This window comes from Ilumatobacteraceae bacterium, from assembly GCA_033344875.1.
In the GTDB taxonomy this organism is placed as follows: domain Bacteria; phylum Actinomycetota; class Acidimicrobiia; order Acidimicrobiales; family Ilumatobacteraceae; genus Ilumatobacter.
On sequence record JAWPMO010000001.1, the window covers coordinates 56,505 to 82,324 of the forward strand.

General features: G+C 68.9%; 26 protein-coding genes. 15 read left to right on the plus strand and 11 right to left on the minus strand.

Annotation, left to right across the window (positions count from 1 at the left end):
• Positions 1–11: 11 nt before the first annotated feature.
• The 4 genes from R8G01_00275 to R8G01_00290 are packed head-to-tail and all read left to right on the plus strand — an operon-like array spanning position 12 to position 5,258.
• The gene (locus R8G01_00275) at positions 12–500 is read left to right on the plus strand and encodes a nucleoside deaminase (protein MDW3212403.1); all 489 of its coding nucleotides are present in this window, start codon (positions 12–14) and stop codon (positions 498–500) included.
• Between the two features lie 39 nt (positions 501–539).
• On the plus strand, positions 540–2,246 hold the full coding sequence (locus R8G01_00280) for an AMP-binding protein (GenBank protein ID MDW3212404.1): 1,707 nt from the start codon (positions 540–542) through the stop codon (positions 2,244–2,246).
• Positions 2,247–2,289: 43 nt separating this feature from the next.
• On the plus strand, positions 2,290–3,759 hold the full coding sequence (locus R8G01_00285) for a hypothetical protein (GenBank protein ID MDW3212405.1): 1,470 nt from the start codon (positions 2,290–2,292) through the stop codon (positions 3,757–3,759).
• Positions 3,756–5,258 (plus strand): hypothetical protein, encoded by a 1,503-nt coding sequence (locus tag R8G01_00290; protein ID MDW3212406.1) that lies wholly within the window; start codon positions 3,756–3,758, stop codon positions 5,256–5,258. Before R8G01_00285 ends, R8G01_00290 begins: the two co-directional genes overlap by 4 nt.
• A 59-nt stretch (positions 5,259–5,317) precedes the next feature.
• Here the strand turns inward: R8G01_00290 and R8G01_00295 are convergent, their stop codons facing one another.
• On the minus strand, positions 5,318–5,650 hold the full coding sequence (locus R8G01_00295; GenBank protein MDW3212407.1) for a hypothetical protein: 333 nt from the start codon (positions 5,648–5,650) through the stop codon (positions 5,318–5,320).
• An 88-nt stretch (positions 5,651–5,738) separates the two neighbouring features.
• Between R8G01_00295 and R8G01_00300 the strand changes: the two genes are divergently transcribed.
• Positions 5,739–6,806 (plus strand): histone deacetylase family protein, encoded by a 1,068-nt coding sequence (locus R8G01_00300; protein MDW3212408.1) that lies wholly within the window; start codon positions 5,739–5,741, stop codon positions 6,804–6,806.
• Here R8G01_00300 and R8G01_00305 read toward each other — a convergent pair.
• The 4 genes from R8G01_00305 to R8G01_00320 are packed head-to-tail and all read right to left on the minus strand — an operon-like array spanning position 6,772 to position 9,616.
• Positions 6,772–7,317: a ferric reductase-like transmembrane domain-containing protein gene (locus tag R8G01_00305; GenBank protein ID MDW3212409.1), complete on the minus strand. Its 546-nt coding sequence runs from the start codon at positions 7,315–7,317 to the stop codon at positions 6,772–6,774. The two genes, R8G01_00300 and R8G01_00305, sit on opposite strands and share 35 nt — an antisense overlap.
• Positions 7,314–8,189, minus strand: a complete 876-nt coding sequence (locus R8G01_00310) for an FAD:protein FMN transferase (protein MDW3212410.1) — start codon at positions 8,187–8,189, stop codon at positions 7,314–7,316. Before R8G01_00310 ends, R8G01_00305 begins: the two co-directional genes overlap by 4 nt.
• Positions 8,190–8,235: 46 nt before the next feature.
• The gene (locus R8G01_00315; GenBank protein ID MDW3212411.1) at positions 8,236–8,874 is read right to left on the minus strand and encodes a hypothetical protein; all 639 of its coding nucleotides are present in this window, start codon (positions 8,872–8,874) and stop codon (positions 8,236–8,238) included.
• Complete coding sequence (locus R8G01_00320; protein ID MDW3212412.1) at positions 8,861–9,616, minus strand: hypothetical protein; 756 nt, start codon at positions 9,614–9,616, stop codon at positions 8,861–8,863. Before R8G01_00320 ends, R8G01_00315 begins: the two co-directional genes overlap by 14 nt.
• 180 nt (positions 9,617–9,796) lie before the next feature.
• Between R8G01_00320 and R8G01_00325 the strand changes: the two genes are divergently transcribed.
• Together R8G01_00325 and R8G01_00330 are read left to right on the plus strand one after the other, a co-directional pair.
• On the plus strand, positions 9,797–10,495 hold the full coding sequence (locus R8G01_00325) for a response regulator transcription factor (protein MDW3212413.1): 699 nt from the start codon (positions 9,797–9,799) through the stop codon (positions 10,493–10,495).
• A complete protein-coding gene (locus R8G01_00330; GenBank protein ID MDW3212414.1) occupies positions 10,492–11,871 on the plus strand; it encodes an ATP-binding protein in 1,380 nt (459 codons plus the stop codon). The genes R8G01_00325 and R8G01_00330 overlap by 4 nt, the downstream gene beginning before the upstream one ends.
• Here R8G01_00330 and R8G01_00335 read toward each other — a convergent pair.
• Positions 11,858–12,877, minus strand: a complete 1,020-nt coding sequence (locus R8G01_00335; GenBank protein ID MDW3212415.1) for an LLM class F420-dependent oxidoreductase — start codon at positions 12,875–12,877, stop codon at positions 11,858–11,860. The two genes, R8G01_00330 and R8G01_00335, sit on opposite strands and share 14 nt — an antisense overlap.
• Before the next feature lie 67 nt (positions 12,878–12,944).
• On the opposite strand from R8G01_00335, the gene R8G01_00340 reads away from it, so the two are divergent.
• Positions 12,945–13,988, plus strand: coding sequence for a metal ABC transporter substrate-binding protein (locus R8G01_00340; GenBank protein ID MDW3212416.1), 1,044 nt, complete (start codon positions 12,945–12,947; stop codon positions 13,986–13,988).
• A gap of 12 nt (positions 13,989–14,000) precedes the next feature.
• Here R8G01_00340 and R8G01_00345 read toward each other — a convergent pair whose 3' ends face one another.
• Positions 14,001–14,885 carry a PAC2 family protein gene (locus R8G01_00345; GenBank protein ID MDW3212417.1) on the minus strand — a complete coding sequence of 295 codons (885 nt, stop codon included), beginning with the start codon at positions 14,883–14,885 and terminating at the stop codon, positions 14,001–14,003.
• 70 nt (positions 14,886–14,955) lie between these two features.
• Between R8G01_00345 and R8G01_00350 the strand changes: the two genes are divergently transcribed.
• On the plus strand, positions 14,956–15,660 hold the full coding sequence (locus tag R8G01_00350) for a tetratricopeptide repeat protein (GenBank protein ID MDW3212418.1): 705 nt from the start codon (positions 14,956–14,958) through the stop codon (positions 15,658–15,660).
• Positions 15,661–16,432: 772 nt separating this feature from the next.
• Positions 16,433–17,170: a ComEA family DNA-binding protein gene (locus tag R8G01_00355; protein MDW3212419.1), complete on the plus strand. Its 738-nt coding sequence runs from the start codon at positions 16,433–16,435 to the stop codon at positions 17,168–17,170.
• On the opposite strand, the gene R8G01_00360 is transcribed toward R8G01_00355, so the two are convergent.
• The gene (locus R8G01_00360; protein ID MDW3212420.1) at positions 17,171–17,512 is read right to left on the minus strand and encodes a hypothetical protein; all 342 of its coding nucleotides are present in this window, start codon (positions 17,510–17,512) and stop codon (positions 17,171–17,173) included.
• Between the two features lie 121 nt (positions 17,513–17,633).
• Here R8G01_00360 and R8G01_00365 point away from each other — a divergent pair, with 121 nt between their 5' ends.
• Both R8G01_00365 and holA read left to right on the plus strand, forming a co-directional pair.
• The gene (locus tag R8G01_00365) at positions 17,634–19,061 is read left to right on the plus strand and encodes a ComEC/Rec2 family competence protein (protein ID MDW3212421.1); all 1,428 of its coding nucleotides are present in this window, start codon (positions 17,634–17,636) and stop codon (positions 19,059–19,061) included.
• Positions 19,036–20,004: a DNA polymerase III subunit delta gene (gene holA, locus R8G01_00370; protein MDW3212422.1), complete on the plus strand. Its 969-nt coding sequence runs from the start codon at positions 19,036–19,038 to the stop codon at positions 20,002–20,004. The genes R8G01_00365 and holA overlap by 26 nt, the downstream gene beginning before the upstream one ends.
• A 147-nt stretch (positions 20,005–20,151) precedes the next feature.
• On the opposite strand, the gene R8G01_00375 is transcribed toward holA, so the two are convergent.
• The gene (locus tag R8G01_00375; protein ID MDW3212423.1) at positions 20,152–20,991 is read right to left on the minus strand and encodes a DUF6159 family protein; all 840 of its coding nucleotides are present in this window, start codon (positions 20,989–20,991) and stop codon (positions 20,152–20,154) included.
• A gap of 77 nt (positions 20,992–21,068) precedes the next feature.
• Entirely contained in the window at positions 21,069–21,323 is a 255-nt protein-coding gene (rpsT, locus tag R8G01_00380) for a 30S ribosomal protein S20 (protein ID MDW3212424.1), read from the minus strand.
• 154 nt (positions 21,324–21,477) lie between these two features.
• On the opposite strand from rpsT, the gene R8G01_00385 reads away from it, so the two are divergent.
• Positions 21,478–22,497, plus strand: coding sequence for a phosphotransferase (locus R8G01_00385; GenBank protein ID MDW3212425.1), 1,020 nt, complete (start codon positions 21,478–21,480; stop codon positions 22,495–22,497).
• Positions 22,498–22,530: 33 nt separating this feature from the next.
• Here the strand turns inward: R8G01_00385 and R8G01_00390 are convergent, their stop codons facing one another.
• Positions 22,531–22,674, minus strand: a complete 144-nt coding sequence (locus tag R8G01_00390; GenBank protein MDW3212426.1) for a hypothetical protein — start codon at positions 22,672–22,674, stop codon at positions 22,531–22,533.
• A gap of 148 nt (positions 22,675–22,822) precedes the next feature.
• Here R8G01_00390 and R8G01_00395 point away from each other — a divergent pair, with 148 nt between their 5' ends.
• Positions 22,823–24,190, plus strand: a complete 1,368-nt coding sequence (locus R8G01_00395) for a hypothetical protein (GenBank protein MDW3212427.1) — start codon at positions 22,823–22,825, stop codon at positions 24,188–24,190.
• Positions 24,191–24,910: 720 nt separating this feature from the next.
• Positions 24,911–25,711, plus strand: coding sequence for a hypothetical protein (locus R8G01_00400; GenBank protein ID MDW3212428.1), 801 nt, complete (start codon positions 24,911–24,913; stop codon positions 25,709–25,711).
• The last annotated feature ends 109 nt before the right edge of the window (positions 25,712–25,820 follow it).

Below are 25,820 nucleotides of genomic sequence, written 5' to 3' on the forward strand. Positions count from 1 at the left end.
GCGTCGGCCGAATGACCGCGGCGCGCCCGGACGACGAGAGCTTCATCCGCCGATCACTCGAACTCGCCTCCGCGGCCCGGGCTCGCGGCGACCATCCCTTCGGGGCGCTGTTGGTCGGGCCCGACGGCGAGGTGCTCGCCGAGGCGATGAACACGGTCGGCACCACCGGCGATCGCACCGGTCACGCCGAGCGCAACCTGATGACGGACGTGTCCGTCCGGTTCGGGGTCGACGTGCTGAGTGCCAGCACGATGTACACGAGCACCGAACCGTGCGCGATGTGTGCCGCATCGGTGTACTGGGTGGGGGTGCGACGGGTGGTGTTCGGCCTCGCCGGGTCGGTGCTCGCCGCCATGACCGCCGATGGCCCCGACGACGAGTCGCTCTCGCTCCCGTGCGACACGGTGTTCGACGCCGGCGGCCGACCGACCGAGGTCGTCGGCCCGGTGCTGCCCGACGAAGCGGCCGAGCCCCACGAAGGGTTTTGGGTCGACCGTTGAACGCGGTGCGTCCCCGCATCGCCTACTAGCGTCGGGCCCATGAGTTCGACCGCCTCGTCGATGTCGACGATCGACCGCCTCGAGCACGCAGCCGACCTCGGCACCGGCGTTCGCTTCGTCGGCCACTCCGTCGCCCCCGATGGCCCCGTCCACGTCCCGTGGCGCCAGATCCACGACGAGGCGCTGACCGTCGCCGCCGCCCTCCAGGCCAGAGGGTTGCTGCCGGGCGACCACGTCGCCGTGCTCGGACCGACCAGCCGCGAGTTGATGACGATCGTGCGCGGTTGCTGGCTCGCCGGCATCGCCTCGATGGTGCTGCCGTTGCCGATGCGAATGGGTTCGCTCGACGAGTTCGTGAACTCGACTCGTGCGCGCATTCGTCATGGTGACGCCAAGCTCGTGTTGATCGACGACCAGCTCGCTGCGTTCTACGAGGCGACGGCCGGCGATCCGCCGATCGAACCGATGGGCTCCGTGCTGCCCGGGGCGCCCGGGGTGCCGTCGGCCGACCGGTGGGAACGCCCCGATCACGATCCGGAACGGCTCGTGATCCTCCAGTACACGAGCGGGTCGACCAGCGAGCCGAAGGGCGTCATGATCCCCGACCGGGTGCTGTCGGCCAACATCGACGCCTGCTGCGAGGCGGCCGTACTCGGTGTCGGTGAGACGATGGTGTCGTGGTTGCCGCTGTACCACGACATGGGGCTCGTCGGGTTCCTGGCGCTCCCGATGACCAAGGGCGTCGACCTGGTGCAGGCCGCCCCGCAGGATTTCATGGCCAAGCCGGGCAACTGGATGCAGTGGATCTCCGAGTACGGCGGCACGGCCACGGCCGGCCCGAACTTCTCGTGGGTGCTCGCGACCCGCGCGCTCAAGCGTGCGGAAGGGCTCGACCTGTCGACGCTGACCCTGGCGCTGAGCGGTGCCGAGCCGGTCGACCCGAAGGCGGTCGATGCGTTCGTCGCCGCCGCCGAACCGTTCGGGTTCCGGGCCGGCAGCGTGTTCCCGGCGTTCGGCATGGCCGAGACCGCGATCGGAGCATCGTTCCCGAAGCGCGGTGCGGGGCTGCAGTGCGACACGGTCGACCGGGAGGTGCTCGAACGCACCCGGGTCGCGAAACCGATCGAGATCGACGACCCCGACGACCTCGCGGTCCGTGCCCGACGGCTCCCGATGCTCGGCACCGCCGTGCCCGGGATGGAGATGAAGGTCGCCGATCCCGACACCCGCGACGAGCTGCCCGAACGCCACGTCGGCGAGCTGCTGCTGCGCGGCACGTCGGTCACGCCCGGCTACTACAAGCGCGAGGCGGCCACGCAGGCGCTGTTCCACGACGGCTGGCTCTGCACCGGCGACCTCGCGTACATGCTCGACGGTCAGCTGATCCTCTGCGGGCGGATCAAGGACGTCATCATCGTCGGCGGTCGCAACGTGTTCCCGGAGGACATCGAGCGAGCGGTCGGCGGACTCGACGGAGTGCGCGCCGGCAACGTGATCGCGTTCGGCATGGAGGGGTACAAGGGCAAGGAATCGGTCGTGGTGGTCGCCGAGGTGCGCGCCGACGATCTCGACGTCGTGCGTCACGACATCCATCACCGCACGCTCGAGGTCTGTGGTCTGCCACCTCGCGACATCATGCTGGTTCGACCGGGCACGCTGCCCAAGACCAGCTCGGGCAAGCTCCAGCGCGCGAAGTGCAAAGAGCACTACCTCGCCGAAGACCTCGAACTCGTCGACGCCGGCTGAGATCGGCCGGGAACCGATGACGCCCGGCCCACGTCCAACCTCCATGCTGCACCGCATCGCCCGTGCCTCGCGCCTGCTCGTCGTGGCGGCCCTACTCGGCGTGGCCGGGGCCTCGGTCGGGTCGGCGCCGGCGGCCGCGTGCAGCTGCACGCTCTGGACGGCCCGCCAGATCGTGGGCGACGCGCTCGCGATCGTTTCCGGCGAACCGATCGACCGATGGGACGAGACGATCGATGGCTTCGACCGCAACGTCTGGGCGTTCGAGGTCGACGAACGCTGGGTCGGCGACACACCGGATGTCATCGAGATCCAAGCCGAGGCGGGCGAGAGCTCGTGCGGGCCACCGGCTGAGGTGGGCCCGTCGATTCTCCGCCTGGGCTGGCGGGCGTCGAACGGGCGGTTCGACGTGACGACGGGTTGTGGTGCCCACACCGTGAGTCGTGACGTGCTCGACCGGCTGTTCGAACCGCCCGAGCTGGTGGAGGGCGAGCCGGTCGCGGTCGTGAGTGCCGACGCCGGTGGGCACGCGGCGATGCTGGCCGATGCGGACGGTCGCGCCCTGGGATACCTGCCCGGCGAGGGAGAGACCCACGGGCTGGCGCCCTGCCCGGGCGGCGAGCACTTCGTGCAGCTGCGCGGAGGGCCCGGCGACCAGCACGGCATGGTCCGGTCGTTCGAACTCGCGACCTGGAGCTACGACGGGTGGACCGAGGTGGGTGTGGTGCCGGTGGAGTCACCCGAGGCGATCGAGACCGCGGAAACGATCGTCTGCAACGCGCCCCACGCCGGCGACGTCGTGGTCGTGTGGTCCACCTACTCCGACGCCACCAGGGTGGTCGACGGTGTCGCCACGGTGGAGGCGCGGGCACCGGAGCGGCCGATCGACATCGTGGGCCCCGACGACGCCTCCTTCAGGTTGGTGCGTGAACAGCCGCCACGGGTGGCGGCGGGAGCGACGACGTCCGAGGTCGTGTGGGATCTGGGTGACGGCTGGACCCGGACGATCCGTGGCGACGACCTGATGTCGGTGCTCGCGATCGGCGACGGATGGGAACTGACCGTCGACGACTGGCGTGAGACGTCGCCCGACACGTCGGAGTCCGGCTTCCGGGTGATTCGGGCCGGGCCGGACGGTCGTGCGACCGCCACGTCCGAGTTCGTGCCGATCCGTTCGCTCGGCTGGACGAGCGGTCTGCTGATCCCGCCCGAGCGTCGCAGCCTCGACGGTCTCGAGCCGAGCGTGCCACCACCGCTCTTCGTTCGAACCGGAACAGCCGTCGAGGCCCCGTCGCCGACGACCGTCGAACCGACCCGACCGACCGACGTGCGGGAGTCGGCCGATGCGCCGGAGCCGACCGATACCGCCCAGGCGGGCGGAGGGGTCGACGACGAACCGGGCGATCGGGCCGACGACGACGATGGCATGTCGCCGCGATGGATCTCCGGCGGTCTGCTGGTGCTCGTCGTTGCTGCGGCCGGCGTGCTCCTCGCTCGGCGCGGTCGGCATCGATGATGTCACGGCGCCGACTCGCTCGCCTCGGAGCGATCGCACTGCTCGTGGGTGCCGTCGCCGGTGCATCGGTCGGTCACGGAGCGGTGGTTGCGTGCTCGTGCTCGATCCCGGACCTGGCCGCTGACCTCGAGCGGGCGAGGATCATCGTCAGCGGTCAGACGGTCGACTTCCGGGAAGAGATCGTGGACGAGACGCAGATCGGTCGCCGATGGCTGGTCGAGGTCGACGAGCGGTATCGCGGTGAGACACCCGATGTCCTCGAGGTCGTGCTCGACACCGAGTTGCACTCGTGTTCCGACACGCGTGTCTCGCTCCCGCAGGTCATGCTGCTCGTTCGTCGAAACGACGGTGCCTACGAACTCCCCGAGTGCATCTCGACGCCGACCGAGTCCGACCTCGTGCCGTTCTTCGACGAGCCGTGGCCGGCGACCGCCGATGGTCCTCCGGTGGCGATCGGCAAGGCAACGACCGGGGATCACGACCTGGCGCTGGTCGACGACGCTGGGGGAGTGGTCGGCTATCTCCCCGGTGTCGGGCGCACGATCGGCCTGTCGAACTGTCCCGGCGACACGCATTTCGTGCAGCTCCGGACACCGACGCGGCTCACCAGGAGCCTCGACCCGCGCACAGCGGTCGAACTCGTGCGATGGCGGTACGGCGAGGCCGCGCCCGCCGAGGTGATCGAGATCGACGCAACGATCACGCAGTACCTCGACGGCGGCGCCGGAATACCCGTCAACTGCCGGGGTGCCGATGGGAACGACGTCGGCATCGAGGCGGAGGCGGTGCTCGCCGGCAAGCGCGTCACCGGCATCGAGTACGTCGGTGGTTCGTTCGCTGCGAGCGAGGACGTCTTCGACCAGGTCACGGCGTTCGGACGAGTCATCGTGCTCGGCCCCGGCGACCTCGCGTTCGTTCCATCGGACGGGGTGATCCGTCCGCCGTTGGTCGACGGCGACAATGAATCGGGTCCCGCCATCGCGGTCGAATTGCCCGACGGTGTGCCCGAGTTCACCGGTTGGGAGAACTACCAGTCCGTTCGACCGACGCCCGCGGGATGGGAGGTCACCGTTCGTGAGTACGGCGATCACGTCGACACGTTCTTCGTCGTCGACGTCACCGTCGACGGCGAGGCCACCCTGGTCGATCGGGCCGTCGGTACCGCGTCGGCCCGCGGACCGGCGATCGTCATCGCGTCGTCGATCCGGCGTGGATTGACCGATCTCGGTAGCACGTCGGCGGCTCCGTTGTTCGACCGCTCCGGGGAACGGATCGAGTTGCCGGCGCCGACCCTGCCGCCCGTCGTCGAGACGGCGGCGACGACCGTCGAGCGGACTCCGACTCCTGCCCAGACCGCTGACGCGGTGACGGACGATGCCACACCGGTGGCGGACGCGGACGGCGAGGCGCCGTGGGCGCGCTGGGCGACGGCAGCCTTGCTCGTACTCGTCGTCCTCGGCGCCGTCGGATTCGTCGTGCGGCGCCGCGCGACGCGGTGACGCGGCGAACGGAGGGGGTCCGAACCCCTCCGTTCGATACCGGCCGGTCGCGCCGAGGCTCAGACGCCGGCGTAGTGCTGTTCGAGCTCGGCGACCTGATGTTCGCTCAAGAGGTGGTCGCCGTTGGCCTTGGGCGCCGACTTGATCCATCGCTTGTCCCACGGCACGACGACCTGTCCCGTGCCGGTGACGTACGAACCCTGGATCGGAACGTAATGGGCTGCTCGGAGCGGGCCGGGATCGACGACCAGCCAGTTCGGCGTCATCGATCCGTCGTCGCTCGTGGCCGGATCGGTGTAGATCACGTCGACCACGCGGCCGACGCCGTCGCCGTGTTCATCGACCACCTGGTGTCCGGTGTAGGTGGGGCGAGTCTCGCCGTGTTCCGTCATGTGAAGCCTCCAGGAGTGCAGGCCCGCTGTCATCATTCTGTAACAATCGGACCGGTCATGGCAAGTCACCTGATGGGATGATGGACACGTGAAGGTCGTGTACACACTGCGACATCGCCTGCACCACCCCGAACAGGAGATCGAGGGTGGTCGGGCGCAGGAGCCCTTCGAACACCCCGGGCGCGCCGAGATCATCCGGGCCGCGCTGGCCGCCGACGACACGTTCGAGTTCGTCGCACCCGACGAGTGGGGCACGGCGCCGATCGAGGCCGTGCACGACCCCGGGCTGGTCGCGTTCCTCGAGACCGCGTGGGAGGAGTATCAACAGCATCATCCGTACACGCACGACGTGGTGCCCGACGTGTTCGCGCTCCCGGCGATCAGGGCGGGGATGGGCGCGGCCAAGGAGCCGACCGCGATCGGCATGCGGCTCGGCTGGTGGTGTTTCGAGACCACGACGCCGCTGACACACGGCACGTACGCCGCGGCTCGTTCGTCGGTCGACGTGGCGTTGACCGCCGCCGACCACGTGCTCGGCGGCGACCCGGTCGCCTACGGCCTGTGTCGGCCCCCGGGGCACCACGCCGCTCGCGACGCGTACGGCGGCTACTGCTTCTTCAACAACGCGGCCGTCGCCGCCAACCACCTCGCGGTCAGCACCGGCAGCAAGGTCGCCGTGCTCGACGTCGACTACCACCACGGCAACGGGACCCAGCAGATCTTCTACGGCCGTGACGACGTGCAGTTCGTCTCGCTGCACGGCGACCCGGATCGCGCCTACCCGTACCTCACCGGATTCCGCGACGAGCGGGGCGCCGGCGTCGGAACGGGCACCACGTCGAACTATCCGCTGGCTGCCGAGACCGAGGACGACGACTACCTCGACGCGCTGGGCGCGGCGTGCGCCGACATCGCGGCGTTCGGCGCCGACCTGGTCGTGGTCTCACTCGGACTCGACACGTACTACGACGACCCGATCAGCGACCTGGCGGTCACACCCGACGGGTTCGAGCGGTCCGGTGCGATGATTCGCGAGTTGGGGCTCCCGACGGTCGTCCTGCAAGAGGGTGGCTACGCCACCGAGGAGTTGGGTGAGAACGCCCGCCGTTGGCTCCGGGGGATCAACTCGCCGGGGCGCCACGCCGACCGGGGCTGATGATCCGGATCACGGTCGCCGCGACCGCCACCATCGTCAGCAGGATCGCCAGCGCCTGATACGCGCGGTTGACCGTGTCGGTGCCCGCCATGCCGGCATGGATCGCGGCGGTCCACACGAGTCCGTACGAGAGCACGTGGATCCCTCGCCACACCCGCTTCGAGAGCCGGTGTCGGAGATACGACGTCGCCTGCACGGCGACGAGGACGTAGAACGAGAACACGCCAACCGCCACGGCGAGGGGCCGGTAGTCGCTGGTGCCCGGCACAAGGAGTTCGGTGAACCCGAACTCGACGTACCCGTCGAGATAGAGCCCCAGCATGTGGAGCCCGGTCATCACGAGTGCCATGCCGCCGAGCCACTTGTGCAGGTCGAGGAGCCACGCCGGCCGGTCGATCGGGCGGAGCGCCCGGGTGGCGAGGAGGACCCCCCACACCACGCTGAGCACGAGGAGGACCAGCGCGACGATGCCCGAGCTCCGTGACAGGTACCACCAGGTCTGTTCGCTCATCGTCGGAACGCCTCCCAGCCGGGCGTGGCGACGACGCCCGCCGATGTCGTGATCGCGGCGGCGAGCCCTCGGCGCCGGCACACGGTGATCGCGTCGGTCGCTCCCCGACTGAAGGCGACCTTGGTGAACGCCTCGGCCCACGCGGCGGTGCCCGCGATCACCGTGCACGACTCGACGTCGGTGCCGGCGCTGCGCAGCGTGGACGGGTCGACCAGGTGGTGCCGGTGCTCGCCGTCGGTCGTCCACGTTCGGATCCGTGACGTCGACGTCGCGACGGCACCGTGTGTGATCTCGACCACCTCGCCCGTCCCGTCGATCGAGATCGGCCAGGCGGCGCCCGCCGGCGGCGTGCCCTCGGCGCGCAGGTCGCCACCGACCTCGACGAGTGCTCCGGTGGCGCCGGCGGCGAGGATCTCGTCGACGATCAAGTCGGCGGCGAGCCCCTTGCCGAGTCCTCCGGGGTCGAGCGTGGTGCCGGGTGGCAGCATCACCACTCGGTCGGACGAGCGCGTGACGATCTCGTCCGGGCGGCCGCGGACCCCGGTCCCCGGCGCGAGGGACGTGGTCCGGTCGGCGCGGTCCCGACTCGCTCCGTAGCCGAGATGGACGAGCGTGCCCAGCAGGGTCGGATCGAAGGCTCCATCCGTCGCGTGCCACGCCTGCACGAGCGCCTCGACGAGTCGGAACGTCGGCTCGCTGACCTGTCGCAACGTGCCGGCCGAGGTGTTCAGTTCGCTGATCTCGCTGGACGGCAGGAACCGGCTCCACCGCTGCTCCAACTCGTGCAGGCGCCCGATGGCTCGGGCGGCGACCCGGTCGCCCTCGACCTTGTCGGGTTCGGACGTGACGACGACGGAGGCGTCGCAGCTCATGACGTGCGTCCTGGCCCGGGTGGTCACGACGCCGGTGATTCGGGTGTCAACTGCCGCCACTCGACGCCTCCGGTGCTGCTGCTGACGCCGGAGCCGCGACCGGAGCGGGTGCCGGGGTCGGCACCGCGACCGTGACCGGTTGGGGGCTCGGCGGCGGTGGTGCGACGGCCGGCGCGTTCGAGGCCGTCGCGGTCTGAGGGGAGGTCGGCGTCGTGGCCGACAGCGGTGCTGCGTCGAGTTCGCCGTCGATGGCGGCGCGGGCGACCGCGTCGGTGTCGATCGGACGGCCGGTCTGTCCGTCGATCACCACCACGATCACTTGGGCCGGAGCGGGCGCAGCGGCGAGCGTGGTCGGTGTCGGTGTCGGTGTCGGTGTCGGTGTCGGTGTCGGCGTCGGTGTCGTGACGGACTCGCTCGCACCGGTCGCCGGTTCGAGGGTCGATGCCTGCTGGGACCGCCCTTCGGCGATGCCGTAGCCGGCCATCATGCCGAGCATCGCCGTGGTGGACGCGCCCACCGTGATCACCTTGGCGGAGAGGGCCGGCGATCGCCGCCGGACGGCAGCCGTCCCGGCGGGCGGCGCAGCGGGCGGTGGTTGCCGGGCCGTCGTCGGTTCGTCGACGGTGGCGGACCGACGGGCCTGCAGCCGGGCGAGCCGTTCCGCCCGGTCGTCAGTCGTCGTCACGGTCGTCGTCATCCTCGTCATCGCGATCGTCGTCATGATCATCGTCGTCGCGATCGTCGTCGTCATGATCGTCGTCATGATCGTCGTCGTGATCGTCGTCCCGGTCGTCGTCGTCATGATCATCGTCACGGTCGTCGTCGTCATGATCATCGTCACGGTCGTCGTCGTGCGGCGTGGTGGTCGTCGGGCCGTTCGTGGGGATGGCCTCCGACGAGACCGACGGTGTGATCACGCTGCCGTCGAAGCTCGCCTCGAACTCCACTCGGACGGTGGCGGACGTGAACTCGACCTCGACGTCGTTGTCGTCGCGGTCCTCCTCGGTCGATGCGACGGTCCAACCGGCGGCCGCCTCGGCGTTCACCAGGATCAGGCGTCCATCGACGACGTCGACGGTGACGACGCCGGACGCGCCCACGTTGAACGCCGTCAGGAACTCTGCCGTGGAGGGTGCCGACGTCGTGGGAGCGATCGTCGCCGCGTCGGGCACCGACGTGGTGACCACGGTGGTCGAGGTCGTCCCGTCGTCATCGTCGTCGTCGTTGTTGTTGTTGTCGTCGTCGCTGTCGTCGATCGTCGTCGGGGGCACGGTGAGGTCGACCGTGGCCGCCGGCGGCAGCACGGCGGCCGAGGCCGCCGATTCGTCCGCCGCGCCGTCGAGGATCTGGGTGTTGACGAGCGCGGCGGCCGATCCGGCGCCGAGCACGCCGACGATCGAGAGGACGGTGGCGATCTTCGTCTTCATGGTGACTCCTGGTGGTTGAGATCCGAACGCGGATCTGCGGGTGGGTACGAACGACGGTACGGATCCATCGGCCAACGACGAGGCGGCAACGATCCAAGAAACGTCCAAGAACGGGCCCGGGAACGCGAGAACGGCCGATCGGTCCTGGCATCGGTTGCGTTCGGCGGCGATGATGTCGCCGTGAAGGTCCTGTTGGTCGAAGACGACGCTTCGATCGCGCGCTCGCTGTCCGAGTCACTCGAGATGGCCGGGTGCTCGGTCACCCACGTCGCCACCGGTCGGGAAGCCGTCGGCGCCGAACTGGGCGACATCGTCCTGCTCGACCTGGGTCTGCCGGACATGGACGGGTACGACGTGTGCCGCCGCATCCGTGAACGCTCCGGCGTGCCGATCATCGTCATCACCGCTCGCGGCGAGGAGTTCGATCGCGTGCTCGGCCTCGAACTCGGTGCTGACGACTATGTGGTCAAACCGTTCGGTTTCCGCGAACTGATGGCCAGGATGCGTGCCGTTCGTCGCCGTTTCGAAGGGGCGCCGGGCGATCCCGACGCGGTGGCCGACGATGCTGCCGATGTGTTGCGGTGCGGGCCGCTGGCCGTGGACCGTCGCACGCATCGGGTCACGCTCGACGGGCCGGATGGCCCGGTCGAGATCGCACTCACGCCGAAGGAGTTCGGACTCCTGGCCTATCTCCTGGAAGACCCCGGCGCCGTTCGGACCCGGACCGACATCATCGAGCACGTCTGGGACGCCAACTGGTTCGGGCCGACCAAGACACTCGACGCCCACGTCGCCGGGATCCGACGCAAGCTCGGTGATCCCGGCTGGGTGCTGGCAGTGCGCGGGGTGGGCTTCCGGATCGAGGACCCCGGCCGATGAGGACCCGCCTGTTGCTGGTGATGGTCGGTGTCGTGGCGATCGTGCTGTTCGTGCACGACGTGCCACTCGCCCGACATCTCGAGCGGGTCGAACGCGACCGGCTGACGACCGGCCTCGAACGCGACGCGTTCATCCTGGCCGGACGGGCGGAGGAGGCGCTCGAAGCCGGGACGACCGGTTCCGACCCGGTCATCCGGGCGATCGTGGCCCGGTTCAACGCCGAGGAGGGTGTGCGGGTCGCGATCGTCGATTCCGATCTGGTCGGTGTGCTCGGGTCGGATGCCGACGTGGAGGGGGAGGACTACTCCAACCGTCCGGAGATGCAGCAGGCACTGACGGGTGCTCCTGACACCGGCCAGCGGTACTCGCAAACGCTCGGCGAGGACCTCTTCTTCGTGGCGGTCCCGGTGCTGTCGGGCGACGAGATCGTGGGGGTCGTGCGCCTGAGCGCGCCCGAGCGGGTCGTCGCCGATCGCGTGAACGGCAAGGTGCGGGGGCTGACGGTCGTCGCCGGTATCTCGCTCCTGATCGCCGTGGCGGTGGCCTGGCTGTTCGCACGGAGCGTCACCCGACCGCTCGACGAGTTGGAAGCCGCCACCGACCAGCTCGCTTCCGGCGATCTCGGTGCTCGCGCGAACAACGCCGAGGGGCCGCCCGAGGTACGTCGTCTTGCGGACTCGTTCAACTCGATGGCGTCACGATTGCAGCGCCTGGTCGATCAGCAACGCAGCTTGGCGGGCGATGCCTCACATCAGCTTCGGACACCGTTGACCGCGCTGCGCCTCCGGCTCGAGCAGGCGGCGATGTCGGTCGAGGCCGGCGATCCGGCCGCGGAAGCGATCGAGGAGGCGCTCAACGAGACCGAGCGCCTCCGGCGGATGATCGAAGGGCTCCTGGTGCTCAGCCGGGCCGAGGACACCTCGTCGGCGATCGAGGTGACCGATGTCGGGGCGATCACCCGCGATCGGGCCGAGTACTGGCGTCCGTTGGCCCAGGAGCGCGGCGTGTCGATCGTGGTCGAGTCCCCGATGTCGATCGAGGCCAGCGCGGTCGCCGGTGGCGTCGAGCAGATCGTCGACAACCTGATCGACAACGCGCTGGAGGTTTCGCCCGATGGTGCGACCTTGCGGCTCGTCATCGAGCAGCTCGACGGATCGGTGGCGCTGCACGTGATCGACGAAGGGCCTGGTCTGGGCGAGGAACAGCGCGAGCGTGCCTTCGAGCGCTTCTGGCGGTCGAAGGATGCGGCCGTCGGCGGTTCGGGGCTCGGTTTGGCGATCGTCCGGCAACTGGCAGCCGCGGGCGAGGGATCGGCGGTGCTTCGCGAAGCGCCGGGCGGCGGGATCGACGCCGTCGTGACGCTCAGATCGCCTTGAGCGCGTCCATGACCGGGAGCCATCGCTCGGGGTCGCTCTCGTACGGTGCGTAGAACGACACGCGGTCGATCACGTCGCCGTACCTGCGCTCCAGCTCGGGCGCGATCGTCTCGGGGGGACCGACGACGGCGAACGTGTTGAGGATCTCGTCGTCGATCAACGTGCCCATCTGTTCCCATTCGCCCCGCTTGGACAGGGCGTTCAGCTCATCCTGCAGGCCGCCCCACCCGTGGAGGTCGAGCACCTTGCGATACGCGGGCGTCGAGCCGTAGAACGCGATCTGCTGTCGGGTGGCGACCGCCGCCTGCTCGATCTGCTCGTCGGTCGTGCCGGTCACCACGAACGACGGGCCGACGATCTCGAAGTCGTCGAGGCGTTTGCCCGCCTTGGCGCGGCCGCGTTCGAGCGCCGGGATCGTGACCTCGCGCAGGTAGCGCTCGGTCGTGAACCCGTGGCAGAAGAAGCCGTCGCACACCTCACCGGCGACTTCGGTCATCAGCTCGCCCACGCCGGCGAGGAAGATCTTGGGGACCCCGAAGTCGCCGAGCTCCTTCGCATCGGGCGCGAAGAACGGGGTCATCAGCGTGTGCTTGTAGTACTCGCCGCGGAACTGGAGGGGCGTACCGTGCTCCCAGGTGTCCCAGATCGCGCGGATCGCCTGGATCATCTCGCGCATGCGCGCGGCCGGATGGCTCCACTCCATCGAGAACCGCTTGGTGATGTGCGGTTTGATCTGGCTGCCGAGACCGAGCACGAATCGACCCTGCGACAGCGCCTGCAGGTCCCAGCCGATGTTGGCGAGCAGCATCGGGTTCCGGGCGAAGGCAACCGCGATCGACGTGCCGAGTTCGATCGTCTCGGTGCGTTCGGCCGCGACCGCGAGCGGGAGGAACGGGTCGTGTGCGGTCTCGGCCGTCCACACGCCCGAGTAGCCCGCCGTCTCCAACTCGGCGGCTCGTCGACCGGCCTGCGAAATGGAGCCGTTGAGTCCGGTGTCGATCTTCATGACCGGTCACGGTACCTGCCCCGTCGTATCGGGTTGGCGTCGAGAATCGGCTCGGTATACTGGTCCGATGCGCCCCTCGGTCAGAACTCACCTGCTGTCGATCGTCGCCTTGTCGGTGGTCGCGACGGCCGCCTGCGGTACGTCGTCCGGCGACGACACCGCCTCGGCGACATCGTGCGCGCCGGCGTCGGACATCGACGACGGGCCGATTCGGGTCGCGGCCACGGTCGCTCCGATCACCAACATCGTGTCGGTGGTCGCTGCGGGGTCGGGCATCGAGATCGAGGGAATCGTGCCCGAGGGTGTCAACAGCCACCTGTACGAGCCGTCGCCGGGTGCCGCCGCCACCATCGAGTCCGCCGACGTCGTGTTCCTCAACGGGCTCGACCTGGAGGCGCCGACCAAACAGCTCGCGCTCGCGAACATCGACGACGGTGTGGTGTGCGAACTCGGCAACGAGATCCTGCCCGAGGACGCCTACCTGTTCGACTTCTCGTTCCCCGAGTCGGCCGGCTCCCCGAACCCGCACCTGTGGACCAACCCGCCGATGGCCCGGGCATACGCCGCGGTGGTGCGCGACGTGTTGACGGTGATCGACCCCGATCATGCCGACGTGTTCGCGGCGAACGACGCGGCGTTCGCCGAGCGGGTCGAGGCGCTCGACGCGGCGATCCGCACCGCGAGTGGGACGCTCGCACCCGAGGAGCGCCTACTGCTGACGTACCACGACGCGTACGCCTACTTCGCCGAGGAGTACGACTGGTCGGTGGTGGGTGCGGTGCAACCGTCGTCGTTCGACGAGCCGACGCCGCGCGAGGTGGCGTCGCTCATCGAGCAGGTCCGCGATGCCGGCGTCACGGCGATCTTCGGCAGCGAGGTGTTCCCGTCGCCGGTGCTCCGTCAGATCGCGGACGAGACCGGCGTCGAGTACGTCGACGACCTGCGCGACGACGACCTGCCGGGGGATCCGGGTGACGTCGGCCACTCGTGGCTCGGGTTGATGCAGGTCAACATGGTCACGATCATCGAAGCGCTCGGCGGAGACGCCTCCGCGATCGCCGAACTCGACGTGACCCCTGACGCAGACGACGTGGCGGCCTACGCGCAGTAGCCGAGGGCTCGGTCAGTCCTGGTCGCGCAGGAACTGTTCGAGTTCGGCAGCCAACTCGTCGCCGGACGCCAGTTCCATCGACGGGCCACCGTCGATCACGTCGACGACGTCGTCGGACGCGTCGTAGATCTGCTCGAGTTGATCGATCATCTTGGCGTGCTCGTCGTTGCCGCTGATCATGCCGTCGAGACGCCGTCCCTGCACCAGGACCTCGCTGCGCAGCGCCGTCGCGTCGATCACGACCTGGGTGGCTTCACGGAGCCCGTCGAGCAACGCCACGCTCGCGGCCGGGTACGCCATGGCCGCGATGTAGTGGGGGACCTGCGCCCAGACGCCGAGCGACGGGATGCCGCGGTCGTGCATCTCACGTTCGAGCGCGGCGGCGACCCCGGCGGGCACGTCGATCGAGCTCCGCAGGAACGGCACGCGTGCCAGCACGTCTTGCGACGGGCTGCTGACCGACAGTCGGGGGCTGCGCGTGTGCGGCACGGCGAACGGGTACGCACCGAGATGGACCATGTGGCTGACGCCCAGGATCGACGCGAGATCGCCGACCAGGCGGGTGAAACGGTGCCAGGCCATGTCGGGTTCGGGCCCGGAGAGCACCAGGAGGTCGCGGCCGGTCTGGTCGGTGCCGACCGACAGGGTGATCCGTTCCCAGTGGAGCACCGAGTGCAGGCCCTCGCGGAGTTCCATCACCGGGCGTCGGGCCCGGTAGTCGACGTACGTGTCGTCGTCGAACTCGATGATGGGCGAGGTCGCGGCCTCGTCGTGGATGGCATCGACGGCAGCGAGTGCAGCGCCGCCGGCGTCGATCCACCCCGTGAGCATGACGATGAGCACCGGGTCGACCAGTCGTGGCTGGTCGACCAACCACCGGAAGCTGTCGTCGGTCACGTGTCGAAGGGTACCCGCGCCCCGGCCCGCCCCCTGATTCGTCGGGGGACCCGCCGGTAGGGTGATCCACATGGCCATCGATGTGACCGACGCAACCTTCCAGACCGAGGTCATCGAGCGTTCGGCGACCACCGCCGTCGTGCTCGACCTCTGGGCTCCGTGGTGCGGCCCGTGCAAGACGCTGGGCCCGATCCTCGAGAAGGTGGTCGACGAGACCGGCGGCAAGGCCGTGCTGGTCAAGGTCGACATCGACGAGAACCCGGGGATCGCACAGGCCTTCCGTGTCCCGTCGATCCCGATGGTCGTCGGCTTCAAGGACGGCCAGCCGGTCGACGCGTTCATGGGCGCCCAGGGCGAGCAGGAGTGCCGCGAGTTCGTCGAGCGGTTGCTGCCGAGCCAGGAGGAGAACACGCTCGTCCAACTGATCGAGGCCGGTGACGAGGCATCGCTGCGCCAGGCACTCGAGATGGACCCGAGCAACGAGGACGCGATCGTCGCGCTCGCCGAACTACTGGTCGACGCCGGTCAGCCCGACGAAGCGCTGGCGCTGCTGGCCCGCATCCCCGACTCCGAGCGCACCCGCGTGGTGGCCGCCAAGGCCCGCGTCGGCATCGCTCCCGACGACGACTACGACATGAAGCTCACCGGCCTGCTCGACCAGGTCAAGACCGACGACGAGGCCCGGCAGCAGTTCGTCGACATTCTCGAGCTGATGGGGCCGCACGATCCCCGCACCGCGGCGTACCGCAAGCAGCTCACCGCACGCCTGTTCTGACCCGCGCCTGTTCTGGCCCGGCGTGGCGCTGGTCGGGCGCGTGGTGCTGGCCCGGAGTCTGTGTTGATCGGGCGTGGTGCTGGCCCTGAGTGGTGTTGGTCGGGCGTGGTGCTGGCCCGGCATGACCGTGCTCAGCCGCACGATCATGGGGCTGCTCCCCTCCAACTGAGTGGTGTTGGTCGGGCGTGGTGCTGGCCCTGAGTGGTGTTGGTCGGGCGTGGTGCTGGCCCGGCATGACCGTGCTCAGCCGCACGATCATGGGGCTGCTCCCCTCCAACTGAGTGGTGTTGGTCGGGCGTGGTGCTGGCCCTGAGTGGTGTTGGTCGGGCGTGGTGCTGGCCCTGAGTGGTGTTGGTCGGGCGTGGTGCTGGCCCGGCATGACCGTGCTCAGCCGCACGATCATGGGGCTGCTCCCCTCCAACTGAGTGGTGTTGGTCGGGCGCGGTGCTGGCCCTGAGTGGTGTTGGTCGGGCGTGGTGCTGGCCCTGAGTGGTGTTGGTCGGGCGCGGGGCTGGCCCGGCGTCTGTGCGGATCGGGCGCGGTGCTGGCCCGGGTGTCTGTGTTGATCCGGCGTGGTGTTGATCTGGCGTCTGTGCTGGTCGGGCGTGGTGCTTGTCCGCCGTTGTCCTGACCTCGCGCTACTTCTGCCCGCGCGACGCGACTTCTGACCGGGGGCCCGATGAGTCGCCCGGCCTGGGGGCCGGTATCCTTGGCCCTTCCGACTTCCTCCCGTCGAGCGTGCGCGACTGCGCACCGTCCCCGGAGGTCGTCGATGACTGCGGAACTCCCACCTCGTCCCGAGCCGCCCCGTCGGTGGAGCGAGACCGTGCAGGTCTGGTTGGCCTGGTTCGGCCCGGCCCGTTTGATCGTGTCGGCGGTGAGCGTCGTGGTGGTCGCAGCCGGCGTTGCGTGGCTCGTCCGGGCACCGGGGCCCACGACCGAGGCCGGGTTGCCGTTCGGTACGGCGGTGGTGACGGCAGCGACGGGGTCGGCGGCGGTGACGGCTGCGACCTTGCCGCCCCCGGCGACGGCCCCGCCGACGTCGGCGGTCGCGGGCGGACCGGTGATCGTGCACGTCGCGGGCATGGTGGCCGCGCCGGGGGTGTACGAGCTCGACGCGGACGCCCGGGTGCACACGGCGATCGATGCGGCGGGCGGGGCGTCGGCCGACGCCGACCTCGATGGTCTGAACCTCGCCGCCGATGTCGCCGACGGCCAGCGGATCTACGTGCCGCGGGTCGGTGAGGTCGACCCGTCGACCGTGCCGTCGGGGCCGAGCCCGGTGGAGTCCGCCGTCGGCGACGCCCACGAGTCCACCGCACCGATCGATCTCAACACGGCGTCGGCGTCGCAGCTCGAACAACTGCCGGGAATCGGCCCGGCCACCGCGGCGGCGATCATCGACGATCGCGACCGTCACGGTCCGTTCGCCGCGGTGTCCGACCTCGAACGCGTGCCCGGGATCGGGCCGGCCAAACTCGCCGCGATCGCCGATCGGGTGACGGTGTGATCAGGCGATCAGTGACTCGCCGAGGATCGCCGTCGCGGCGATCAGCGCGGCCGAGGCGCCGAGCACGACGGCGATCGTCAACCAGAACAGTTCACGACCGAAATCACGCCACGTCGCGATCGGCGACGCCGTTGCCCTCCGTGAGGCCAGGAAGCCGAGGAGCAGCCAGAGCGGAACGCTCGCCAGCACGGCGAGCGGGTACCGGGCATCGTCGGCGAGCGGTGCGCCGGCGATCAGGAGCCCCGGTGCCGCCGACACACCGGCGACCAGCCCGATCAGCCCCGATGTGCGACCGTCACCGATCCGGAGTGCGATCACCGAGATCGCGCCGAGCACGGCCATGGGCGTCAGCCCCAGCAGCGGGCCGAGCAGGCGGATGCGTGCCCGATACCAGCGAGGACCGGCAGTGAGCGGGGCCGTCGTCGGTTCGGGGCCCGGCTGGTCGTGGCGAACGTCGGTAACGATGCGACGAGCCTATGGGCTCGTGCCGGAGCTCGCGCGCCAACCGTTCACCGACCGATTCGTCGCCGGCGCCGCGTTCGTGACGGCGGTGGGCTGCTGGTGGCACGACCGTCGACTCGTCGCCGCGGCCGCGATCGGCCTGCTGGTCGTCCTCGGCCGTGCCGAGCCGCGCGCTCGGGCGGTGCTGGTGGTGACCGTTCTGGCGGTCACCGCCCTGGTCCGGGCCGATGTCGCCTGGTCGGGGCTGGCGCCGTCCCACCTGGGCGGCTACGAGGGAGAGATCCGGCTCGTCGACGACCCGCAGCCATACGGCGCCGCCACCCGCGTGATCGTCGAGATCGAGGGCGAGCGTTTCGAGCTCTGGGCTCGAGGGCGCGCGATTCGGATCCGTGTCGCCACGTGGCGGGCCGGCGAATCGGTGGTGGCCAGCGGGCAGCGTCGAGCGTTGCAGCCCGAGCGGCAGTCGAGAGTCGCCTGGCAGCACGTGGTCGGCGAGTTCCGGGTCGACTGGGTCAGCGACGTACGTCCCGGGAGCCCGGTGGCCACCGCCTCGAACCGGGTCCGGGCGGCGCTCGAGCGTGCGGCGGCCCAGTTGCCGGCCGACGACGGTGCGCTGTTCCGCGGTCTCGTCGTCGGCGACGACCGGGACCAGCCGCGGGAGATGATCGAGCGGTTTCGTGCCAGCGGGCTCTCACACCTCACGGCGGTCTCGGGACAGAACGTGTCGTTCGTCTTGACGGCGGCGGCACCGCTGTTGCGGGCCCTGCGGCCGTGGTGGCGGTGGGTGGTGACGCTCGGGTTGATCCTGTGGTTCGTGAGCCTGACCAGGTTCGAACCGTCGATCGTCAGGGCGGGGGCGATGGCCTCGCTGTCGGCGACGGCGTTCGTGCTGGGGCGCGAGCGGTCGCCGGTCCGACTGCTGTGGCTGGCGGTGACGGGGCTGCTGCTGATCGATCCGCTGTTGGTGCGGTCGGTCGGGTTCTGGTTGTCGGTGGGCGCGACGTGGGGCGTCGCGGCGCTCGGTCCCCGTCTGGCCGAGCGCCTGTCGGCGCTGCGGTTCTTGGCGACGCCGCTCGGGGTGACGCTCGGCGCCCAGGTCGGCGTCGTCGTGCCGGCGGTGATGGTGTTCGGTCGGCTCCCGCTCGTGAGCATCCCGGCCAACCTGCTGGCGGTGCCGGTGGCCGGGTTCGTGATGCTCTACGGCCTGCCGGCCGGATTGTTCGCGGGGGCGGTGCCGTGGGTGGCGCCGGTGGTGATGTTTCCGTGCAGGGTCGGGGTCCGGTGGGTCGACACGGTGTCGGTGCTGGGTGCCCGCGTGGAGCCCGGAGGATCGGCCACCTGGGTGGGTTGGGGGATCCTCGTGGTGGTGGTCGCCGCGATCGCTGCTATGAATCGTGGTCGCCATGGGAGTCCATCTGCTGACCGGTGACGACGAGTCGATCCTGCGCTCGAAGGCGCACGACCTCGTCGCGCAACTCGTCGGCGACGGCGAACGCAGCCTGATGGTCGACGAGTTCGACGGCGAGGAGTACGAGCTGCGCGAAGCGGTCGACGCGGCCCAGACACTGCCGTTCCTCACCGATCGTCGGGTGGTCGTGGCTCGCGGCGTCGGCCGGTTCAACGCCGACGACCTCGTGTCGCTGCTCGGTTATCTCGACAACCCGCTCGACTCGACGGAGTTCGTGCTGATCGCCGGTGGCGGCCGTCTGTCGAAGAAGTTGACCGACGCGGTCAAGGCCTCCGGCGGGCACGTGACGAGCACGAGTCCGCCCAACCGGCCCAAGGACCGTCAGGCCTGGGTCAGGGCCGAGGCCGAGGGGCACGGCATCCGGCTCGACGGCGCAGCTGCCGCCCGGATCGCCGACCAGCTCGGCGACGACGTCGGGCGGCTCGACGGCATCCTCTCGGTCATCCGCTCGACGTACGGCGAGGGCGTCAAGATCTCGTCGGTCGAGGTCGAGCCGTTCCTCGGTGAGGCCGGCGGCGTACCGCCGTGGGACTTCACCGACGCCATCGACGCCGGGCAGACCGGCAAGGCGCTCACGCTGATGGCCCGCATGATCCACGGTGGCGAACGACACCCGTTGCAGATCATGGCGATCCTGCACAACCACTACGCCAAGCTCGCACGTCTCGACGGCGTCGATGCCCGGAGCGAAGCCGATGCGGCTGCGGCGATGGGTATCAAGCCCGGGTTCCCCGCCAAGAAGGCGCTCGCCAACTACCGGCGGTTGGCCGGCGGGGGAGTGCAGCGGGCGATCCAGCTGCTCGCCAAGGCCGACAGTGACCTGCGCGGCGACACCGACCTCAGCCCGGAGTTGGTGATGGAAGTCCTCGTGGCCCGGCTCAGTCGCCTCGGCGCCCGCCGCTGACGCAAAGCGGCTGGCGAGCGGAGCCGGCGGTCCTGGCCTTGGCTGCGGCCGGTGGCGACGCGCGGGCGATTCCGATCTCGGCCACGAACTGGTGGTGGAGGTGCTGGTGGCCCTGTTGAGTCGATCGGGCGCCGGCGCTGACGGAACTCAGCGGCGGGGAGCGGCCGTGCTCGCCAGCTCGGCCGAGGTGAACGGCCCGACCGCACGGTCTTCGGCCACGAAGTGGTAGAGCGCCACGCCGAACACGCCGCGGGTGGCCCCGGCGAACACGGCGGCGGCGACGGCGATCACGAGCCCGGCCACGACGAGCACGCCGCCGACCAGGCCCCAGCCCGTACCGCTCGCCATCAGGGCGACCCCGCCGACGACGGCGGCGGCGCCGATGATCGTGAACACGGTGCCGATGCCGCCGATGACGAAGTTGCCGGTGACCTGCTGCCCCCAGCGGTTCTTGACGAGTGAGCTGGAGCGCTTGATCGCCTCGATCGGCCCGATGCCTTCGAGTGCGAGGACCGGAATCACGAGGAACGTGAGGAGGCCCCAGATCGCCGCGCCGAACGACGCCGCGATGCGGCCGGCGAGACCGCCACGGTCACGGAGGACGGCGAACGCGACCGACACGAGCGCCGAGACGAGCGCCCAGCCGGCGATCATCGGAATCCGGTTCTTCGCGATCTGGCGGGCAGCGTCGACGTCGGGTTCACGGCCGTCGAGCGCGTCGTTCGCGGCGGCGGCGAGGATCACGTTGTAGTAGATGACGATGAACGACGCCGCGTACGAGCCCAGCGCGATCAGGATGTATCCGACCAGGCGCGTGGCGTCGGAGTCGGCGTTCGCGAGGAACACACCGGGGCCAGCGAGCACGAGCGCTGCGACCAGCGCCAGGACGCCGCCCGTCAGGGGCAGCTTCGCCAGCCGGGGGTTGCGGCGGACCACCGACCATGCCTTCTTGGTCAGTTCCCAACCCTGCTTCATCCGAGTGAACATGTGCGCAGGGTACCCGTGACGCGACGAAGCCCGGGGCGATGGCCCCGGGCTTCGTGCAGATCTGTGGTCGAACGGCGTCAGGCGCTTGCGTTGACCTTCTTCATGAGGCGGCTCTTCTGGCGAGCGGCGGCGTTCTTGTGGATGACGCCCTTCTGGGCGGCCATGTCGATCTTCTTGATCGCCGCGGCGACCTTCTCGTCGCTCGACTCGTCGCCGATCGAGTTGACGGCCGACTTCATGCGGCTCTTCAGCTCGCTGCGGACCGCCTTGTTGCGCTCGGCGGCCTTGGCGTTGGTGAGAATGCGCTTCTTCTGGCTCTTGATGTTCGCCACGGGGTGACCCTCTTCTTGTCGATCGTTCGCTCGGTGGGACTCCAACGAGCAGCGCATTGAGACTATCGGCGTGCCCGGAGCAACCCCAACGTCGGATCGACGCTGCATGAACCCCTGATCGGCGCACGCTCGGGCACGATTAGCGTACGGCGCCGTGGCAGCACCGCCGTACGAAGATCTCACGATGCGGGCGCAGGTCCACCGGCTTCGCCAGGTCGCGCTCGCAGCGACGGATGCGTACCCCTTCGAGGTGCGCCGTCTTCGCCTGCTCCTGCACGCCTACAACACGACGTTCCGGGTCGACACGACCGACGGCCGCCGGTTCGCGCTGCGGATCAACACCAACAGTCTGAAGAGCGACGCCAACCTCGATGCCGAGGTCGCCTGGCTCGACGCGATCTCACGCGAGACCGAGGTGGTGGTGCCGACACCGCAGCGCACGTGTGACGAGCGGCTGCGCACCGACGTGCGGTTCGAGCCGCTCCAGCGGTCGCTCCCGGTCGTGGTCATGTCGTGGCTGCCGGGCCGCGATCTCGATGACGGCACGCCGGACGGGTTCCGGGCGCTCGGGCGGACGATGGCCCTGCTCCACGAGCACGCGCTGACCTGGACCCCGCCCACCGGGGCGGCGTTCCCGATGCACGACGCGGTGCTGTTCGACATCCCGAACGTGCTCGCGACCGATCATCCGCTCCTCACCGACGAGTCGAGGGCGCTGTTCGCCGAGGCGCTGGGGCGTGGCCAGCAGGCGTACGACGACGTGCTCGCGTCGGGCCCGGTGATCCCGATCCATGCCGACCTCCACGGCGGCAACGCCAAGTGGTTGCGCGGACGGCTGTCGGTGTTCGACTTCGACGATGCGGCCACGGGCGTGCCCCTCCAGGACCTGGCGATCTCTTCGTACTACCTGCGTGACGACGACGTCGGCGAGCAGGCGCTGCTGGCGGGCTACGAGGAGGTTCGGCCCCGGCCGGCGACGCCGACCGCCGACTACGAGGCGATCGTGGCCGCGCGCAATGTGCTCCTGGCGAACGAAGTGCTCCGGATGTCGACCGCCGACATGCGTGAGATCGCGCCCACGTTCCTCGCCAACTCGGTGCTGCGCCTGCGTGCCTTCCTCGACACCGGGGTGTACCGGCGCGAGGTCGACGGCGTGGTGCCGCTGCCCGGCTGAGTCCATGAGCCGTTCGGTCAGCCGGTCTGCTCGTCAGGCGGCGGGGTTGCTGCGGTCGTTGGTGGGGCCGGTCCAGTGGGTCACGCCGTCGGGGCGGGTCCAGGTGGCGGACCGGTCGGGTTGCACCGTCAGCTCCCACCCGCCCTCGTGGACCAGGTGGTGATGGGTTTCGCACACCGGAGCGAGGTCCCTGACACATTGTCAGTCCGACCTTCAGGATTGCTCGACTCACGAAACCCCAACAGAGGAAGGCCGCGCAGACAGACAAACGCCGAAGCCAGGGGGCGAGAGTGAGAGAGTCGACATGCATTAGGGTTCCCGCACGGTGGTAGAGCAGAAGCGTATTGAGATCCTTGAAGAAGGGCGCATCGGCGTGTTCTATCGGTGGGCCGATACTGCGCTGGTCAAAGACGCCGATCCAGAACGAGGATGGATAATCCGCTCTGGGCCTTGGGTTCATATCGATACCATCGACGAGAGCGAAGTTCCACGGTCGCTGGGGCTGCTCGGCGACGACGACGAAGTGGCACCAACAGCGCTGCTCGGTCGGGTCAATGGCGGCACCGTTGTCGCTTTCGAACTGCAAGATCGAGGAGGAACCGCAGTCATCGTCGGCGAACAGTTGTCGACGCGGCAATACAGAGCTCGAACCGTCGCTGTCAATGCCCCACTGTCTCGGATCAGAAGTTCCGGAGTCCTACAGATGCGCGTCGACTTCGCGTCGCTAGAGGTGTTCTCTCGCCTTGCCGTGGCAAGAGAGGAATGGGGCTACGCGGAGGATAGGACCGTCAAGAGTTACCAGTTGACATTGGACAACGAGCAAGCGGATCAATCGGCCTCGATGCGACGCGGCCGGCGCATCGCGCTGGGCAGCAAGTGGTCTGTTGGCGGGCCGATGACAGACCGTCGGGTGTCCGTGCCTACGTCGATCATCATCGAGTCGCAAAAACCCTGCGTGGTCTTCGAGCTTCTGCGACCACTACTTGAGATCCAGAATCTCTTGAGCACGCTCCATTCCGGTTTTGTCAATGCCGTTGGCGCTGCGCTCACGCTCGACCTGGAACCCGATGACAGAGAGGCGAACGGCAACCAACCAGTGGCTTGCTGGTCCGGACCGCTATTCCAGCATCCGCCGCACGTCGCGTCACCATCCAACTCATGGCCGACGATGACGCTCAATGACTTGGGCGGAGTTGCCGGGCTAGCACGCTGGGTCAACTTGGCAGAAGACCACCCCCGGGCCGTTGGGCCAGCAGTGGCACCTTTCCGGTATGGCCCGATGGTTGCCGAATCTGACCTGTTGACACTCGGGGCTAGCTTCGAGTATTGGGTTGCAGCTCACCGCAAGAGTGGAGCGCAATGGGCGCGAGCAACGATGCGGAAAGGAACGCGGTCACACCGAAAGGTCATGGAGTCGGCGACTCTGCAGGCGGGCAAGCCGTTCGCAATTTGGGTTGCAGATCGGGCGGCCTGGTGCGATGACTTCACGAACGCGTATGAAGAACTCAAACATGACCCGTCGTTCTCCATCGATGAAGACTTGCTTCATGATCTTGTGCAGAGCGCACGCCATCTGCTCTTTGGACTTCTGGCCGATCGCGTCGCACGGAGTAGGACACCGACCCGAAAGCTCTTCGGGCCCAACAGCCTGTTCCAGCTGAGCTCAAGGTTTCGGCAACGCTACGCTGCGTGAGAGATAGCGGCGGTCAAGGCCGGCCGGAGGCCGCCCGGAGGGCCTGGCCTTGAGGGCTGCGGTCACCTGTCGCATGCATCATTGGGTTCGAGGTCGGGCTGCAGGCCCGGCCTCCTTCTTGCCTCTTGCCCCTGGAATGTCACCGGTGTAAGTTGAGCGTTCGGTCGGGTCGTCTGCATGGCTGCGGCGACCGGGTCAGTACCCGTAATCGTTCTGGCGCCATGTCAACCGGACGTGGCAGTCCAGCTTCTCAGACGGCCCCCGGTAGCAGCCTCCAAGCTTCTTGGAGGTTCCCGTGTCTCGGGCCCAGTTTTCGTCAGCCGTTCGCACCCATGTCGACGCCGTAGGCGTCGAGCGCCCGCAGGGCGCTTCTTTACTTGAAATACCAACGAAACTCGTCAGCCCTGCTGGGGGTGTTGACGGGGACTACAAGCGTGTGATTCGCTGTGTCTGCCCGAACAGACAGGACGGCCTCCCGTATGGGCCAAGATCGCGGCCGGCAACGCGTGCCGGGATACGGGCGCTCCCGATCTGGAGCGCAGTCAAACTTGAGCGGCTCTTCCGAACGGCTGCACCCGCGACCGGCAACGCGTGCCGGGGTTCGGACACTCCGGGCGCGGGGTGTGGGCACCAGTCCTTGGTCCTGCGCTCGGTTTGGAGGTCCCCCATGGGGAGCTTGGTTGTTCGGTTTCACGCTTCGACGTCGGGGATGGTCGCGCCATGACGGCGGACCGTTCCCCGCTCGACATCGATTCTGCGGTTGCTCAGTTGGCGGTGGTGAGTCCTCGCTATCAGTGGTCGTTGACGTTGGTGAAAGATGCTCACGAGGCCGGTGGTTGCTTCGGTCGAGTCGGCAAGTCCGAGCGCATCACGGGTGGGGTTCCTGATCCTGAGCGGTCGGCCGCTGAGGCTGCTCGACGAGCACGCAAGAAGGTGCGCCGCTACTGCGTCGCGAACCGTCTCAACCGGTTCGGCACGCTCACCTATGACGGTGCCGGCTGCCATGACCCTGCCCAGGTCAAAGCTGACGTTGCCGGTTTCTGGCGTGAGCTTCGCCGGCTGACTGGTGGTAAGTCGTTCCCGTACCTGTGGACCACGGAGTGGCACAAGACCGACCACGGCCTCCACGTGCACTTCGCAGTTGGTCGTTTCATCAAACGCTCGTTGATCGGCGAGGCGTGGGGATGGGGCACGATCGAGGGCCGCGGCTTTCCCCACATCAAACTGATCGGTGACCTCCCGGTCGGTGCAGGTGTGGTTGGCGAGGCGCGGCGCGCTGCGTCCTATCTGTCGAAGTACGTCGGCAAGGACTTCGACGCGCAACGGTTCCCTGCGGGTTGGCACCGATACGAGGTTGCCGAGGGATTCCAGCCAGCCGAGACGCGGTTGTTCGGTCGCACCGAATCGGAGGTGTTGTCGAAGGCCTCGGCGATCATGGGGCGCCGCCCCGACGTGTACTGGTCCTCCCGTCAGGAACCTGACTGGGACCGTCCCGCAGCGGTCTGGGTGCAGTGGTCATGAGCGGCTTCGATCTAGCGGCGTTCGTAGAGGCGTCCTGCGAGCGGTCGGGTGTGCCGGTCAAGTTGTCCGATTCCGTGGTGCGTGACCGGGTGGCGTTGTTGCTGTCGGG

Excerpts from the sequence above, each read along its gene's own strand:
- R8G01_00305 (MDW3212409.1), bottom strand. The coding sequence starts at position 7,317 with ATGAGCGAACAGACCTGGTGGTACCTGTCACGGAGCTCGGGCATCGTC.
- R8G01_00280 (MDW3212404.1), top strand. The coding sequence starts at position 540 with ATGAGTTCGACCGCCTCGTCGATGTCGACGATCGACCGCCTCGAGCAC.
- R8G01_00335 (MDW3212415.1), bottom strand. The coding sequence starts at position 12,877 with ATGAAGATCGACACCGGACTCAACGGCTCCATTTCGCAGGCCGGTCGA.
- R8G01_00290 (MDW3212406.1), top strand. The coding sequence starts at position 3,756 with ATGATGTCACGGCGCCGACTCGCTCGCCTCGGAGCGATCGCACTGCTC.
- R8G01_00340 (MDW3212416.1), top strand. The coding sequence starts at position 12,945 with ATGCGCCCCTCGGTCAGAACTCACCTGCTGTCGATCGTCGCCTTGTCG.
- R8G01_00375 (MDW3212423.1), bottom strand. The coding sequence starts at position 20,991 with ATGTTCACTCGGATGAAGCAGGGTTGGGAACTGACCAAGAAGGCATGG.
- R8G01_00360 (MDW3212420.1), bottom strand. The coding sequence starts at position 17,512 with ATGGCCGTGCTCGGCGCGATCTCGGTGATCGCACTCCGGATCGGTGAC.
- R8G01_00295 (MDW3212407.1), bottom strand. The coding sequence starts at position 5,650 with ATGACGGAACACGGCGAGACTCGCCCCACCTACACCGGACACCAGGTG.
- R8G01_00400 (MDW3212428.1), top strand. The coding sequence starts at position 24,911 with ATGACGGCGGACCGTTCCCCGCTCGACATCGATTCTGCGGTTGCTCAG.
- R8G01_00365 (MDW3212421.1), top strand. The coding sequence starts at position 17,634 with ATGCGACGAGCCTATGGGCTCGTGCCGGAGCTCGCGCGCCAACCGTTC.
- R8G01_00275 (MDW3212403.1), top strand. The coding sequence starts at position 12 with ATGACCGCGGCGCGCCCGGACGACGAGAGCTTCATCCGCCGATCACTC.
- R8G01_00355 (MDW3212419.1), top strand. The coding sequence starts at position 16,433 with ATGACTGCGGAACTCCCACCTCGTCCCGAGCCGCCCCGTCGGTGGAGC.
- holA (MDW3212422.1), top strand. The coding sequence starts at position 19,036 with ATGGGAGTCCATCTGCTGACCGGTGACGACGAGTCGATCCTGCGCTCG.
- R8G01_00320 (MDW3212412.1), bottom strand. The coding sequence starts at position 9,616 with ATGAAGACGAAGATCGCCACCGTCCTCTCGATCGTCGGCGTGCTCGGC.
- R8G01_00350 (MDW3212418.1), top strand. The coding sequence starts at position 14,956 with ATGGCCATCGATGTGACCGACGCAACCTTCCAGACCGAGGTCATCGAG.
- R8G01_00310 (MDW3212410.1), bottom strand. The coding sequence starts at position 8,189 with ATGAGCTGCGACGCCTCCGTCGTCGTCACGTCCGAACCCGACAAGGTC.
- R8G01_00285 (MDW3212405.1), top strand. The coding sequence starts at position 2,290 with ATGCTGCACCGCATCGCCCGTGCCTCGCGCCTGCTCGTCGTGGCGGCC.
- R8G01_00330 (MDW3212414.1), top strand. The coding sequence starts at position 10,492 with ATGAGGACCCGCCTGTTGCTGGTGATGGTCGGTGTCGTGGCGATCGTG.